Annotated in this window: 13 protein-coding genes; 7 read left to right on the forward strand and 6 right to left on the reverse strand. The window is 42.1% G+C overall.

The window, feature by feature from the left end; translation table 11 throughout:
* Window positions 1-70: 70 nt before the first annotated feature.
* The 7 genes from J5A60_RS04075 to J5A60_RS04105 all read left to right on the forward strand — a co-directional run bounded on the left by J5A60_RS04075 (window position 71) and on the right by J5A60_RS04105 (window position 6,382).
* Window positions 71-496, forward strand: a complete 426-nt coding sequence (locus J5A60_RS04075) for a transposase (protein WP_212510658.1) — start codon at window positions 71-73, stop codon at window positions 494-496.
* Between the two features lie 72 nt (window positions 497-568).
* Window positions 569-1,546, forward strand: coding sequence for an iron ABC transporter permease (locus J5A60_RS04080; RefSeq protein ID WP_212510659.1), 978 nt, complete (start codon window positions 569-571; stop codon window positions 1,544-1,546).
* A 4-nt stretch (window positions 1,547-1,550) separates the two neighbouring features.
* On the forward strand, window positions 1,551-2,312 hold the full coding sequence (locus tag J5A60_RS04085) for an ABC transporter ATP-binding protein (RefSeq protein ID WP_212510660.1): 762 nt from the start codon (window positions 1,551-1,553) through the stop codon (window positions 2,310-2,312).
* Window positions 2,313-2,486: 174 nt separating this feature from the next.
* A complete protein-coding gene (locus J5A60_RS04090) occupies window positions 2,487-3,557 on the forward strand; it encodes an ABC transporter ATP-binding protein (protein ID WP_212510661.1) in 1,071 nt (356 codons plus the stop codon).
* Complete coding sequence (locus J5A60_RS04095) at window positions 3,554-4,423, forward strand: ABC transporter permease (RefSeq protein ID WP_109860367.1); 870 nt, start codon at window positions 3,554-3,556, stop codon at window positions 4,421-4,423. The genes J5A60_RS04090 and J5A60_RS04095 overlap by 4 nt, the downstream gene beginning before the upstream one ends.
* Window positions 4,420-5,271 carry an ABC transporter permease gene (locus tag J5A60_RS04100; RefSeq protein ID WP_109127896.1) on the forward strand — a complete coding sequence of 284 codons (852 nt, stop codon included), beginning with the start codon at window positions 4,420-4,422 and terminating at the stop codon, window positions 5,269-5,271. Before J5A60_RS04095 ends, J5A60_RS04100 begins: the two co-directional genes overlap by 4 nt.
* 19 nt (window positions 5,272-5,290) lie before the next feature.
* Window positions 5,291-6,382 (forward strand): extracellular solute-binding protein, encoded by a 1,092-nt coding sequence (locus J5A60_RS04105; RefSeq protein WP_212510662.1) that lies wholly within the window; start codon window positions 5,291-5,293, stop codon window positions 6,380-6,382.
* Between the two features lie 134 nt (window positions 6,383-6,516).
* On the opposite strand, the gene uvrC is transcribed toward J5A60_RS04105, so the two are convergent.
* The 6 genes from uvrC to J5A60_RS04135 form a co-directional block, all read right to left on the reverse strand.
* Window positions 6,517-8,346 (reverse strand): excinuclease ABC subunit UvrC, encoded by a 1,830-nt coding sequence (uvrC, locus tag J5A60_RS04110; protein WP_212510747.1) that lies wholly within the window; start codon window positions 8,344-8,346, stop codon window positions 6,517-6,519.
* A 111-nt stretch (window positions 8,347-8,457) separates the two neighbouring features.
* Entirely contained in the window at window positions 8,458-9,231 is a 774-nt protein-coding gene (gene kdsB / locus J5A60_RS04115) for a 3-deoxy-manno-octulosonate cytidylyltransferase (RefSeq protein ID WP_006717922.1), read from the reverse strand.
* 1 nt (window position 9,232) lies between these two features.
* Window positions 9,233-9,412, reverse strand: coding sequence for a Trm112 family protein (locus tag J5A60_RS04120; RefSeq protein WP_006717924.1), 180 nt, complete (start codon window positions 9,410-9,412; stop codon window positions 9,233-9,235).
* Between the two features lie 6 nt (window positions 9,413-9,418).
* Window positions 9,419-10,399, reverse strand: coding sequence for a tetraacyldisaccharide 4'-kinase (lpxK, locus tag J5A60_RS04125; protein ID WP_212510663.1), 981 nt, complete (start codon window positions 10,397-10,399; stop codon window positions 9,419-9,421).
* An 18-nt stretch (window positions 10,400-10,417) separates the two neighbouring features.
* Window positions 10,418-12,166 carry a lipid A ABC transporter ATP-binding protein/permease MsbA gene (gene msbA / locus J5A60_RS04130; RefSeq protein WP_212510664.1) on the reverse strand — a complete coding sequence of 583 codons (1,749 nt, stop codon included), beginning with the start codon at window positions 12,164-12,166 and terminating at the stop codon, window positions 10,418-10,420.
* A gap of 44 nt (window positions 12,167-12,210) precedes the next feature.
* The gene (locus tag J5A60_RS04135; protein ID WP_212510665.1) at window positions 12,211-14,640 is read right to left on the reverse strand and encodes a DNA internalization-related competence protein ComEC/Rec2; all 2,430 of its coding nucleotides are present in this window, start codon (window positions 14,638-14,640) and stop codon (window positions 12,211-12,213) included.
* Window positions 14,641-14,779 lie beyond the last annotated feature (139 nt).

A 14,779-nucleotide genomic window follows, 5' to 3' on the forward strand; every position in this document is an offset into this window, starting at 1 on the left:
GGCATAACAAATATTGATAGAACAGAGATAAGTTTATTTCTACAAAAGCAAGAGAAAATAAAAGGTCAACATGATTCAGTCATCTTATCGCCGCCGTGAACATTTACGATTACCATTTTTCGATTATTCTCAATACGGTTGTTATTTTGTTACGATTTGCACTAAAAATCGTCAGTGTGTATTTGGCGAAATTATTGATGGTGTAATGCAATTAAATGTATTTGGTGAAATATTAAAAGAAATTTTATTAAGTCTAACGAAGTATTATCCGAATAGTATTCTTACGGATTTTGTCATTATGCCAAACCATTTACATTTTATTTGGTTTAATCAAGATAATGTGCAGTTATCAGAAATTGTCAAAAAATTTAAAGGAAATGTAACAAAGCAGTACCATAGTTTTATGATTTCTCAAAATAAAGATTATGAACGAATTGCTACATACATTGAAAATAATCCTTTGCAGTGGGAATTAGATCGATTTTATAACTCGTAGGAGTTTATCCCTGTCTGATATTACTCATAATATTTATAGGACAGACATAAAGTCTGTCCCTACGGAATAATAATGAAGAATCCAAAACGTCTAAACGCAATACTTTTTTCATTCTTGCTGTTGATAACAGGCATCGCCCTTTATCATCAACTTGGCGATTTTGCGCATCTTAAAAATGCGGATGGGGTGCTCACTGATATGCGTTCTCTCGTGCTGTGGGATATCCGTATACCGCGTATTGGTTTGGCGATTTTAACCGGTGCCAGTCTTGCCCTTGCGGGCAATGCCATGCAGGGTATTTTTCAAAATCCATTGGCAAGTCCCGGTTTGCTCGGCAGTAGCGCCGGGGCAACTGCTGCCAGTGTGCTTATTCTTTACTATTTTTCTGTGCCATTTACGGTATTGCTATTTGGCGGTGTTGCAGGGGCATTAGCGAGTTTTTTATTGGTGTATGCCATTGCCAAAAATCATGGCACGACCATGATGCTCCTTGGTGGTTTGGCGGTGAATATGTTGCTTGGCGCCGCCATTGCGTTGTTGTTATCTAATGCCGAAAGCCCTTGGGCATTGGCGGAGCTTTACCGTTGGTTGCAAGGCTCATTGATGTGGGCGAAGCTTGACACTTTGGTGATTTCACTGCAGATCGTTCTGTTTGGTTTAGTTTGTTTATACCGAGAACGTCGTTATGTGGATTTACTCAGTTTCGGTGAAGAGACCGCCGGCACCATGGGAATCGATCCGAAACGCAGTTTTTTTATCACCACCTTTGGCGTTGCTTTACTTGTTGGCGCAACGATTCCACAAACGGGCTCTATTGGTTTTATCGGGTTAATTGCACCGCACTTCGCACGCATCCTACTGAAAAAACGCCCATCACAACTTTACATAACCAGTGCCTTATTTGGGGCTTTATTGCTGTTAATTGCAGATCTTTGTGTGCAATATGTGCCATTTTTCTCTCACATTTACATCGGCACGCTTACGGCAATTATCGGCGCCCCGTGTTTAATTTGGATTTTATTGACAGAACAACGGCGATTGGCAAGGTAACTTTATGATTAAAATCGAGAATCTCTCCCAACCTTACGGCTTAAAAGACATTAACTGTACTATTTCAAAGGGCAAATTGGTCGGCATTATGGGTGCTAACGGTGCGGGTAAATCGACGTTGCTGAAAACCATCGCCGGTATTTTGCCTATCAAAAGCGGTGAAATTTGGTTCGATGACAACAGATTAACCACCATGAGCGCCGCACAAAAAAGCCAACAATTAGCTTACCTTGCACAAAACACGGAAATTCACTGGGATTTATCTGTGTATGATGTTATCGCGTTGGGGTTACCGAATCCGCTTAATCGAGCCAAAGAACAAGAAAAAGTGCGGTCGATTTCAGAAACATTTTCCGTTTCACATTTATTAGAAAAATCCTTTCGCCAACTTTCCGGCGGCGAAAAAGCTCGTGTACAACTTGCCCGTTGTTGTATTAAAAATGCGCCTTTATTGCTCGCTGACGAACCGATTGCCGCCCTCGATCCGTTTTATCAAATCGATATTATGGAACAATTGAAATCTCTTACGCCCAGCCACACCTGCGTGGTTGCAATCCACCACCTTTCTTTAGCCTATAAATTCTGCGACGAAGTAATTTTATTGAATCAAGGACAAATCATCGCCAACGGCGAAACAACAAACGTATTAACCGCCGAGAATTTGGCAAACGCATTTAGTATTCGGGCAGAAATTGATGAAGCGAAAAAAGAGATTATGGGGATTGAGAAGTTAAGTAATGAGTTATATAAAACGGATTATGCGTAATATGCTCTAACTGTAAATTATCATTATTGTTTTAATAATGTTAATAAATTCAATGGGCAATGTGATCCTTATCACGAATCCAAGATTCTTCCGCTTATTTAATTGACACCCAATTCCTGCAAGTTTATTAATACATCAATAAATTCAAATAAGCCAAGCAGGAAGGATGTCAACATGGCAAAGTTAGAAATTAAAAATATTACAAAAAAATTTGGCGATTTTTACGCGGCGAATAATATTACTTTTACCGCCGAGGAAGGGGAGTTTGTCACCTTATTGGGACCTAGTGGCTGTGGTAAAACCTCGTTGTTGAAGCTCATTGCTGGTTTCCATGTGCCGGATGAAGGTGAAATTCTGATCGGAGGAAAAAATGTTAATGATGTTCCGCCGGAAAAACGTAATACTGCCATGTGCTTCCAATCTTATGCCCTTTTCCCTCATCTCAACGTTTCTCACAATATTTGTTATGGTTTAAAGCAACGTTCAATCGATATAGAAAAACAAAAGCAACGTTTAAACCTCGCCTTGAAACAAATGGATTTAGAGTTTCATAAACTAAAATTACCAAGCGAGCTTTCTGGTGGACAACAACAACGTGTTGCATTGGCTCGTGCTATGGTAACCCGCCCTGATGTAATTTTATTTGATGAGCCGCTTTCAAATTTAGACGCCAAATTGCGCGAAAGTGTACGTTTTGAAATTAAGCAACTTTCCAAGCAATACAATTTAACCAGTATTTATGTGACTCACGATCAGGCGGAAGCCTTAACCATGTCTGATAAAATTATCGTGCTAAATAAAGGGGCGATTGAGCAAATCGGTTCTCCGCAAGATATTTATCATCACCCAAAAAATCGCTTTGTGGCCGATTTTATCGGTATCGCGAATATCACAGAAGCTAATGTAAAAAATATCAGTGAGAACCTGTATGCGGTCAGTTCTATTTTTGGTGATTTCACCGTGTTTTCTGAGAAAAAGCCGGAATCGGAACGGATTTATATTTGCTTCCGACCGGAAGACATTGAATTGTTACCAAACGCCCAAACGGAAGTGGAAAATCAAATCACCGTGGATATTGTCAACACCGCGTTTATGGGCAATATCACGGAAGTGCAAGGTGTTATTAAACGTAATGATGAAGAGAAAAAATTACGTTTGCAACTGACGAAATGCCCAAGTTTAAGCGATAAACTTACTTTTACGATTCCTCGTAATGCGATTACATTCTTGGAGTCCGTAAAATGAAAAATCTGAAAAATGATCTGAAAGCATGGCTCTTGTTGTGTAGTGGCTTAGGTACGATCCTATTTTTAATGGGGTCTACATTCTACATTGTAGTTTCGCAGAGCCTCGGTTTATACAGCATGAGTGGTGAAGAAAGCCAATTTAGTCTGGAATATTGGAAAGCGGTATTAAATAGCCCTGTATTTCAAAATTCGTATATTTATTCCGTAAAAGTGTCCCTATTAGGCGCGATTTTATCCATCATCGTGGCTTATCCTATTGCTATGTGGTTGCGTAAAAAATTACCTGCCAAGGTAACGATCATCACCATCTTACGGGCGCCTATGTTGGTACCGGGTTTGGTTGCAGCCTTTTTGTTTGTCAATATGATTTCTTATCACGGCATTCTTAATGAAGTATTCGTTTATTTAGGCATTTGGAACGAACCCAAAACCCTACAAAATGACGAGTTTGGCTGGGGGGTAGTGATTTTACAAATGTGGAAAAACATTCCTTTTGCTTTAATTCTTATTGGTGGCGCGGTCAATTCGTTGAAAACAGATTTATTAGATGCTGCTGCGAATTTAGGTTCGAGCCCTTGGCAACGTTTTCGTTATGTGATCTTTCCGCTGACCTTAGGTGCGGTGCAAGTTTCCTTTATTTTGATCTTTATCGGCGCATTGGGCGATTTTGCCTTTTATAGCATCGCCGGTCCGCGTAGCACTTATTCTTTGGCGCGTTTAATGCAAATGTCCGCCTATGAATTTGAAGAGTGGAATCAAAGTGCGGTCATGGCGTTAACCATTATGCTGACCTCTGCCTTTTTCACCATTTTAGTGTCATTACTGATTAAACCATTAGCTGTCAAACGTGGAGAAGTAAAATGAGCAGTTCCGCACAAATCACAACGAAAAATGGTCGATTAATCGCACGTATTTCTTTAACTTTCTTTATTTTTGCCAATTTTATTTGGTTGTTTTTACCATTTTTAATGGCGGGGCTTTGGTCATTAGTGGATCCGGCAAAGCCTTGGAGTTATCCGGATATTTTCCCTCAATCATTATCTTTTGAACGTTGGAAAATTGTATGGGAAACCACGTCTTTACCGGAGGCCATGTTTAACAGTTATACCATTGCGCCTACAGTTTCTCTGATCACGATTTTACTTTCTCTGCCAACCGCCTATGCTTTTGGGCGTATGGAATTTAGAGGTAAAAAATTAGCGGAATTATTAACACTGATTCCGTTGGTTATTCCCGGTATGATTATTGCGTTGTTTTTCAGCCGTATGTTATTGGATTTAAATATTAATAATCCGTTTATTGGTATTGTTATTGGACACGTCGTACTTACCTTACCTTACGCTATTCGGATTTTGTCCGCTGGTTTTTCTTCCGTACCACAAGACCTCATTGATGCCAGTCGTGATTTGGGCGCATCTAAGTTTACAGTATTCAAAGATGTATATATGCCGATGTTAAAACCAAGTTTTTTGGCATCGATTATTTTCTGTTTGGTGAAAAGTATCGAAGAATTTGCTATTGCTTTTGTTATCGGTTCACCAGATTTCATCACCGTACCAACGATTTTGTATTCTTTCCTCGGTTATTCTTTCATTCGTCCGAATGCGGCCGTGGTGTCTATTATCTTGTTGGTGCCGAATATCATTTTAATGATGATTATCGAAAAATTACTGAAAGGGAATTATCTCTCTCAATCCACAGGAAAAGCATAATTTTAATAAGGAGAATCTTATGCAAAAAAATATCCGTAAATTTGTTTCTATCAGTCTTACCGCAGCAGCTTTAGCTGTAAGTACGCTTGCCTCTGCGGCTACAGATTTAACTGGTAAATCTTGGAGTGAAATTGAAGATTTGGCAAAAAAAGAGGGGAAAGTCACCATAAGTGTATGGTATTTACAACCTCAATTCCGTAATTTTGTCAAAGCGTTTGAAAGCCAGTACGGCATTAAAGTTAAAGTGCCGGAAGGGACACTAGACGGCAATATTAATAAATTAATTGCTGAGAAAAACTTGGAAACCGGCAAAATGGACGTTATCGTACTTAATGCGGACCGACTAGGTAACGTGGCGAAAAATGATATTCTTGTCAAACTCAACAATTTGCCGAATTTCGACAAACTCAACCATCATTTGCAAGGTGTAGAATTAGGTGATGTAGCAGTAGGTTATTGGGGAAATCAAACGGGTTTGGCATATGATCCGCTGCGAATTAAAGAAGAGGAGTTACCTCAGTCTTGGGCTGATATGGAAAGTTATATTGATAAAAATCCGAAAAAATTTGGTTATTCTGATCCGAATGGTGGTAGCTCCGGTAATGCATTTATTCAACGTGCCTTAGTCTATATTAATGGCGACTATGATTATCGCACCGATAAAATTGATGAGGCACAAATTGCTAACTGGAAAAAAACTTGGGATTGGTTTAGTAGTAAAAAAGATGCGTTAATCCGTACCGCCTCCAATGCAGACAGTCTAACCCGCTTAAATGACGGTGAGTTGGTGATTGTTTCTGCATGGCAAGATCACTTATTCAGTTTGCAAAAACAAGGTGCGATTACTGACCGCTTAAAATTCTATGTACCAAAATTTGGTATGCCAGGAGGTGGTAATGTGGTGACTGTGGCGAAAAATTCGCCAAATCCAGCAGCATCACTTGTTTTTGTTCATTGGATTACGTCACCTGAAGTACAGCAAAAATTAAGTGAAGAATTTGGTGTACGCCCACTAGATAGTCAATCTGGCTTGAAAGATACTATTTTCTTCTCAACGCCATGGCGTAAAGCGGAGATGGAATCTTTCACAAAAGAGGTGATTTCGCGTTAAGTTGATGAAAATATGATATGAAATATTGGCTCGCGTTTTTTAGGCGAGCCTTTAATCTAAAAAGTGCGGTTAGTTTCTTTAACATTTTTCGTTTGAAAAATACCAAGAAAACTGACCGCACTTTCTATTTAAATCTAATGCTGCAATGTTTCAAAAATCTTTTCTGCCAGTGCTTTTGAAATGCCGGGGACGGAGGCAATTTCATCGAGGGTAGCGTTTTTAACGCCTTGTAAGCCGCCAAGGTATTTGAGAAGGGCTTGGCGGCGTTTGGCGCCTACGCCTTCAATGCTTTCTAAGCCACTTTGGGTAAAATGCTGTTGGCGTTTTTTGCGGTGTCCGCTGATGGCGTGGTTGTGGCTTTCATCGCGGATATGTTGGATTAAATGGAGTGCGAGGCTGTCCGATGGCAAATGCAATTCTTTATCCCATTTGCTTAAAATCAGGGTTTCCAAGCCCGCACGACGATCGACGCCTTTGGCAACGCCAATTAAGTGCGGTCGGTTTTTATTCCATTTTACCTTGAGATTTTCAAACACTTGTAACGCTCGGTTGAGTTGTCCTTTGCCGCCATCGATAAAAATAATATCGGGGATTTTGTCTTCTTCCAAATCTTTGTCGTAGCGTTTTAACAGTGCTTGTTCCATAGCCGCGTAGTCATCGCCTTTGGTGATGCCGCTGATGTTGAAACGACGGTAATCGGATTTTAGCGGCCCGTCCTGATTGAACACCACGCAGGAAGCGATGGTTTGTTCGCCCATCGTGTGGCTGATATCAAAACATTCCATGCGTTTGATGGCATTAATGCCGAGTAATTCTTGCAGGGCAGCATAGCGATCATGTTGCAAGGTAGATTGTTTCAATTTTGTGACCAATGCTGCTTTGGCATTCATTTGGGCCAGCTGCAGGTATTTGCTTTTATCACCTTTGGCATGATCTTGAATGATAACTTTGCGCCCCGCTTGGTCGCTTAACAAGGTTTCCAAATCGGCTTTTTCTTCCAGTTTTTGATCCACGATAATGGTGTTCGGAATGGTTCTGCCTTGGTGTGCCTGTAGATAAAATTGCCCAACAAAGGTTTCAGTGAGTTCTGCTAGATTGGTATTGCTTGGTACTTTCGGGAAGTAGCTACGATTACCCAAAATCTTACCTTGACGGATAAACAACACCTGCACGCAAGCCACACCAAGTTGGTAGGCGATGGCGATAATATCAATGTCATCATGGCGATCGTTGGCGACAAATTGTTTTTCAATTACTGCGCGCACCGCCTGAATTTGATCGCGAACCCGTGCCGCCTCTTCAAAATTCAGTTGCTGACTTGCCTGTTCCATTTGTTTGACCAAATGATCCAACACTTGTTGATCTTTCCCCTGTAAGAACAAGCGGGCAAAATTTACCTGTTGCGCATAGGCTTCGTCTGTTACATAACCTTTCACGCAGGGGGCAAGACAACGCCCGATTTGATATTGCAAACAAGGGCGCGAGCGATTGTTATACACCGAATTTTCGCATTGCCGAATAGGGAACAATTTTTGCAACAAAGACAAGGTCTCACGCACAGCGCCGGCATTGGGATAAGGGCCGAAATATTCCCCTTGGATTTTTTTCGAGCCGCGATAAGACGTAATACGAGGATGAGTTTCTTTGGTTAATAAAATATATGGATAGGATTTATCATCGCGTAACAACACGTTATAACGCGGCTGATAGGTTTTGATGTAATTATGCTCAAGCAGGAGCGCTTCTGTTTCCGAGGTGGTAATCGTGGTTTCAATATGATGAATTGATGCCACCAATGCTTCCGTTTTTTTGCTGTTTAACTGCTTACGAAAATAACTGGATAAGCGTTTTTTCAGATCTTTCGCTTTACCCACATAAATCACCGTGTTGCTATCGTCATACATACGATAAACGCCCGGCAAGTGCGGTACGTTAGCGAGGAATTTTTTGGCGTCGAAAGTCATCATGAATGATTAAGTCGGATTTGATATTGAAATGATTTTAAACATTATCGTCGTTATTTTTTTAAAGCAAATTCCCCTCTTTAGTAAAGAGGGGTTAGGGGAGATTCATCGTTAATGTGATTTTTTCGCTAAAATCGACCGCACTTTTTCCAAATCTTCGGTGGTATCCACACCCACAGCCGGCACTTCTTTGGCGAGTTCTACATGAATTTTTTCGCCGTTCCAAAGCACGCGTAGCTGTTCCAGTTTTTCGATGTGTTCTAATGCGGTCGGTTGCCATTGCACATATTGTTTAATGAAACCGGCTCGATAAGCATAAATCCCAATATGGCGTAGGTATTGTGTGTTCAGTTGCAATTTTGCTACGTCATCCATTTGCGCAAATTGATCGCGATCCCAAGGAATCACTGCACGGGAGAAATAAAGCACATAGCCGTCTTTGTCGGTTAGCACTTTCACCACGTTGGGATTAAATAACTCCTCAGGCTCGTCGATATTAACCGCAAGGCTTGCCATGTTGACAGGGTAGTTAGCGAGATTTTCTGCCACTTGTTTGACGATCACCGGTGGAATAAGCGGTTCATCACCTTGAATGTTCACGATGATTTCGTTGTCGGGAATCGCCAGTTTTTCAACCACTTCAGCTAAACGTTCTGTGCCGGAGTTGTGGCTTTCTGCCGTCATGCATACTTCTGCACCAAAATTTTTGGTGGCGGCAGCCACCTGTTCATTGTCGGTCGCGATAATAATTCGGCTAGCACCGGATTGTTTGGCTTGTTCAAAAACATGTTGAATCATTGGCTTGCCGGCAATGTCCGCCAATGGCTTGCCCGGTAAACGGCTGGAGGCGTAACGGGCGGGAATGATTACAGTGAATTGGGTCATGTTATTGTTCCTCTGATTGGCTTAATGTTTCTGCCTGTTCTGCTAATAATATCGGAATACCGTTTTTGATCGGGTAGGCAAGCTTTTCAATGCGACAAATTAAACGTTGATGTTGCTCATCGTATTCCAAATGTCCATGGCAAGTTGGACAAGCCACGATATCCAATAATTGTTTGTTCATGGTATTTTACTTTGATTTTTGACCGCACTTTTGCGCGATTTTTTGAATCAGTTGCTGTGTTTTATTCCCTTGGATTTCTGTGGTTACCGGCACATACCACCAATTTTCTTGCGCAAAGGCGAGACACTTCACCGCATCTTTTTCGGTCATGAAGAGCGGTTGATTTTTATCGAATTTATCAAACAAAGACACGGTAAAAGCCTGATGATCTTGGAAGGCTTGGGTTTCGCTTAATGTGATTCCCTGTTGTTCTAACATCGCAAAAAAGCGTGGTGGATTGCCGATACCGGCAATAGCCGTGGCGTGGTTAAATTCATTTAACGGACGTTGCGCTTTGGTTACTAAATTTACGGCGTATTGTGGTTTTAAGAGCATCACCGCATCGCTGTATTGATTTTCTGCGCCGTTGGTAATAATGAAATCGACGGATTGTAAACGGCTTGGTAATTCGCGTAACGGGCCTGCCGGTAACAAGAAACCGTTGCCTAGACCACGTTGAGCATCCATGATCACGATTTCAACATCACGCTGTAATTTGTAATGTTGCAAGCCGTCATCGCTGATGATGACATCACAAGGTGCATGTTGTAATAGACATTCAATAGCCTGTTGACGATTAGGGGAAATGCAAACGGGCGCTTGTGTCCGTGTGGCAATTAAAACCGGTTCATCACCGGCTTGCACCGGATCACTGGCCGGTGTGACCAACAAAGGATAAGTTTTGGCTTGGCTGCCATAACCACGGGAAATCACCCCGACATGGAGACCGCACTTGCGGAGTTCTTCGACCAACCAAATCACCGCGGGTGTTTTTCCGTTTCCGCCCACAGATAAATTGCCAACGACTACAACGGGAACCGGTGCGCGATAGGATTTTAAGATATGAAAGCGAAAGAGCGCTCGACGAAGAGTACTAATCAGCCAAAATAACAAGGAGAAAGGGCAGAGTAGCCATGTGATCCACGAATGGGAATACCAAAACTGCATACTTTCTCCTTAGATTAATTATTGACTGAACTGCATGCCGTGTAATTGTTTATATGCACCGCCTTGTGCCAATAGGGCTTGGTGGTTGCCGCGTTCTTTAATTTGTCCGTTTTCAACGACAAGAATTTCGTCAGCCTTTTCAATGGTGGATAAACGATGCGCGATCACCAAAACGGTACGATCTTTTTGAATTTCTTCCAATGCGGCTTGAATCGCACGCTCGGATTCCGTATCTAAAGCGGAGGTCGCTTCATCTAAAATTAACACCGGTGAATTACGCAATAACGCACGAGCAATAGCTAAACGTTGGCGTTGACCGCCGGATAAGCTGGCGCCATTTTCGCCGATAACGGTATCCAAACCATGTTCTAAATGTTCGATAAATTCCATGGCATGAGCCGCTTTTGCTGCGTTAATGATTTCTTCACGGCTATATTTATCTTTCGCTGCATAAGCGATGTTATTGGCGATGGTATCGTTGAATAAGTGCACTTGTTGGGAGACAACGGCACAATTTTCGCGTAAATCCGATAGACGATAATCTTGAATATTCACGCCATCTAACAAAATTTCACCTTGAGTAACATCATAGAAACGGGTCACTAAATTAGCGATGGTAGATTTACCGGAACCGGAACGCCCCACCAATGCCACAGTTTTGCCATGAGGAATGTGGAAAGAAATATTGTCCAAGGCAAGTTCTTCTTTTCCTTCATAGCGAAAGGTGACATTTTTAAATTCAAGATCGCCTTTTACCTTGTCTGCTTTATGCGTACCGGTGTCTTTTTCCGTTTCCATGTCTAAAATGCCGAACAAGGTTTGACAGGCTGCCATACCGCGTTGGAATTGGGCGTTAACGTTAGTTAAGGATTTTAACGGGCGCATTAAGGCAAGCATGGAAGAGAAAACAACGGTAAATGTCCCCGCACTTAAGTTTTGATCCATGATGGAAGGGAAACTCGCGAGGTATAACACGGCAGCAAGGGCAAACGAGGCAATGATTTGCACCACAGGATCGGCAATGGCATCTGCTGCCGTCATTTTCATGCCTTTACGGCGCATATCATTGCTGACGTGATTGAAACGTTCTTCTTCAATAATTTGGCCACCGAAAGACAGTACCACTTTATGTCCTTTTAACATTTGTTCTGCCGTTGAGGTTAAATCCCCCATGGAGTTTTGCATGTTACGGCTTAAATTGCGGAATTTTTTAGAAACCATGCTGATCAAAATGCCGATGATTGGCCCGATAACAAAAAGCACCAAAGAGAGTTGCCAGCTGGTATAAAGCATGACGCAAAGAAGAGAAATTAAATAAGCGCCTTCACGCACTATGGTAATCAATGATCCGGAAGAGGCGCTGGCGATCATTTCAGAGTCATAAGTGATGCGGGAAAGGAGTTTTCCGGCAGCGTTTTTATCAAAAAAACTGACCGGCATAAACATTAAATGTTTGAATAAACGGCGACGCATGGTCATCACCACTTTACCGGAAACCCAAGCCAAGCAATAGTTGGAAATAAAGCTGGACACGCCGCGTAAGATAATGATTAACACAACAAAGACAGACATGTATTTTAAAAATGATGCGTCTGCTTTACCAAAGCCCTCATCCAATAAGGGTTTGAGTAGGAAAATTAAGCCGGAGTCGGTTAGGGCGTTGAGAATTAAGGCAACAGCGGAAACAATCAAACCGGCTTTATACGGACTAATCATTGGCCACAGACGCTTAAAGGTTTGCATAGTAGAAAGATCTTGATCTTGCATAATAATTTCTGTCTTTGGGTCAAAAATAATGGCGCATTGTACCTTTATTTGCCCTTCAAGCCAATTAATCTGCGATACCATGGCGAAAATTCAGCCCGAGCAGTTTGAATTTCTATTTTATTTTCATGAAATAACAAACTGATTTGACCTGTTTCTGCCGTATTGTAACTTTGTGTGCCTTGCTGCTTTAGCCTTGCCATAACCTCGTTGTTTGGAAAGTGCCAGGGATTCCAACGCCCGCTGGAAATCAGCGCAATGTCCGGCCGTGTGTGATGTACCAATGCTTCTCCTGTCGAGGTTTTACTGCCGTGGTGTCCCACTTGTAGTACATGGATTTTATTCAGCTTTGGCAGAATTTTGTATTCCACGCTGAGATCCGCGTCACCGGTCAGTAAAATATTGTATTTGCCGTCCGTTAACAACAGTGTGCAGGAATCGGGATTTTCCGCACGGGGCACGATGTTGTTTGGGGAGAGCACAGTAAAATATAATCCTTGCCATGTCCATTGTTTACCGGCAAGGCAAAAAGTGCGGTCGTTTTCTTCCGTGTTTTTTTCGCCATAACGTTTTTGCGAAGCGGTGGTCAGTTGAATGTCGGGATAAGCGCTCAACATCGCACGGGCACCGCCCGAATGATCGTTGTCATCATGACTTAAAATCAACCATTCCAGCTGAATGCCTTGTCGCTGTAAATAAGGCAGAATTTCTAACTGCACCATACTGCCGCTTTCCCAACTTGAGCCGGTGTCGTACAGCATGCCTTTGCCATCTTTCACGATCAATGTCGCTAACCCTTGCCCCACATCTAAGGTATCCAATTGCCAATTTGGGCGGGAAAGGTAGTGGTAAGCCAATGTGGTGCCGCAAAATACAATCAATCCGCAACCTAACCCGTAAATTGTCTTTTGTAAGGGAAAACTTAAGGTGCGTTCAGCAGCGAGGTGAAATCCCTTTAAACGAGTGAGTTTTGCTAATTCCAATGTAGAAGAAAGAGGTTTCTGGGGTTTATAAACGTAATGAAGCAAGCCTAAAAACAGGCAGGTTAAAACGAGTGTTATCCATAAACTATGGGGAAGAGAAATAGCCAGCCAATGATCCTGCAACGGGGCTAAAAGTGCGGTGATTTTTTCTGCCAGATCATTGGCAAGCCACCAGGTGTTCCAACTGCCTTGGGTGAGCACAGCAAACAGCACCAATGGCACTAAAATGAAGCTATAAAGTGGCACGGCAATAAGATTAGCAATAAAACTGTTTAAGGAAATGCCGTTGAAAAAGAATAATTGAATCGGCGTGAATAACCAAAGCAAACCAAGTTGCAAATGAAATAAACCGAAAACGTACCGCACTTTTCCCCAAAGCGAGTGGCTGAGTGATTTTCCACGCCAGTGTAATAAGGACAGCGGAAAACATTGATACCAAATAATCAAACAGGTGACCGCGCCGACAGATAGCCAAAAACTGGTGGAAAGCAACATGAGCGGATCGATAAAAATCAGTAGTGCGACCACTCGCAATAACAGTTGCCACACCGTCCAATGCAGTCTTAAATGCTGAATAGCGTAGAGTAAAGCGAGGGCAATCATGGCACGTAACGTAGGAATGGCAAGCCCTGCAAGTTGACTATAAAGCAGGGCTAAAATCATGCCGCAGAAAATCGGAAAGGTTGGGGTGATGTAATGGGTTGGAAACGTAAATTGGAGTAAGCGCGCCAAGGCAAAGCCTAACATCATCGCCAGACCGATATGTAATCCTGAAATAGCAATCAAGTGTGCCGTATTGGTTTTTTGATAAATTTGCCATGTGGCGTTTTCAAGCCATGCCCGTTCGCCAAAACCAAGTGCTAATAACAACCCTTGTTGAGATAACGGTTCTGTTTGCTTGAGCGCATGATGAAGTGCGCTTTGCCGCCATGAAAAAACGTGATCTATTTTGACCGCACTTTTCACTTCTGCCCACGCAGTGATGCGTTTGCTGAAGTACCATTGTTGGCGATCAAACCCGTCTTTATTGAGCCGTGAGGAAATAGGGCGAAGGCGCAACTCTCCCACATAACGTTCGCCAATATTCACGTTTTGTTTAAGTTTCCAATTGGCGTAAAGACGTTGTTCTGGCTGATTATCCGCAAGTTTCACACGGATAACTACGGTTTGATATTGTTGCTGATGCAGGATCTCTTCCACGGTAAATTCGGTATGAATGGTTTTCGGCAAACGGGCAATATCATCCGCTTGTGTTAGCAACTGTATTGCTGGCTGATGCGCATAAGCCAGATTGAGCGTGAACAAAAGCAACCAAAGAAGCGAGTATTTCGTTTTATGACAGGATAAACGTCGGGCAAGCAAAATGAGCGGACATAAAAGAAGGGATAAATAAAGTGCTGTTTGCCAAGAGACTAAAAACGACTCGGGTAAAAACACCAAAGTGATACTGCTTACAATTAAACTTCCCGCAAATTTATCTAACGAAACACCCACATTTTTTACCGCACTTTTATTCCATGGCAGGGACTATGAAAGAATTTCAAGGGAGGGAAAATAAGTCTTCAAAAATATTGGAATCTAAATCACAAAAATAAAAAAAAACCTTAAAAAACTGAATGGATATGCAAATATT

The organism is Aggregatibacter sp. oral taxon 513 (assembly GCF_018128305.1).
GTDB classification, from domain to species: domain Bacteria; phylum Pseudomonadota; class Gammaproteobacteria; order Enterobacterales; family Pasteurellaceae; genus Aggregatibacter; species Aggregatibacter segnis_A.

What these genes read in the sequence shown, in the direction of transcription:
- J5A60_RS04085 (WP_212510660.1), top strand. Translation starts at nt 1,551, where the DNA reads ATGATTAAAATCGAGAATCTCTCCCAACCTTACGGCTTAAAAGACATT.
- lpxK (WP_212510663.1), bottom strand. Translation starts at nt 10,399, where the DNA reads ATGCAGTTTTGGTATTCCCATTCGTGGATCACATGGCTACTCTGCCCT.
- J5A60_RS04105 (WP_212510662.1), top strand. Translation starts at nt 5,291, where the DNA reads ATGCAAAAAAATATCCGTAAATTTGTTTCTATCAGTCTTACCGCAGCA.
- kdsB (WP_006717922.1), bottom strand. Translation starts at nt 9,231, where the DNA reads ATGACCCAATTCACTGTAATCATTCCCGCCCGTTACGCCTCCAGCCGT.
- J5A60_RS04095 (WP_109860367.1), top strand. Translation starts at nt 3,554, where the DNA reads ATGAAAAATCTGAAAAATGATCTGAAAGCATGGCTCTTGTTGTGTAGT.
- msbA (WP_212510664.1), bottom strand. Translation starts at nt 12,166, where the DNA reads ATGCAAGATCAAGATCTTTCTACTATGCAAACCTTTAAGCGTCTGTGG.
- J5A60_RS04090 (WP_212510661.1), top strand. Translation starts at nt 2,487, where the DNA reads ATGGCAAAGTTAGAAATTAAAAATATTACAAAAAAATTTGGCGATTTT.
- J5A60_RS04120 (WP_006717924.1), bottom strand. Translation starts at nt 9,412, where the DNA reads ATGAACAAACAATTATTGGATATCGTGGCTTGTCCAACTTGCCATGGA.
- uvrC (WP_212510747.1), bottom strand. Translation starts at nt 8,346, where the DNA reads ATGACTTTCGACGCCAAAAAATTCCTCGCTAACGTACCGCACTTGCCG.
- J5A60_RS04080 (WP_212510659.1), top strand. Translation starts at nt 569, where the DNA reads ATGAAGAATCCAAAACGTCTAAACGCAATACTTTTTTCATTCTTGCTG.
- J5A60_RS04100 (WP_109127896.1), top strand. Translation starts at nt 4,420, where the DNA reads ATGAGCAGTTCCGCACAAATCACAACGAAAAATGGTCGATTAATCGCA.
- J5A60_RS04075 (WP_212510658.1), top strand. Translation starts at nt 71, where the DNA reads ATGATTCAGTCATCTTATCGCCGCCGTGAACATTTACGATTACCATTT.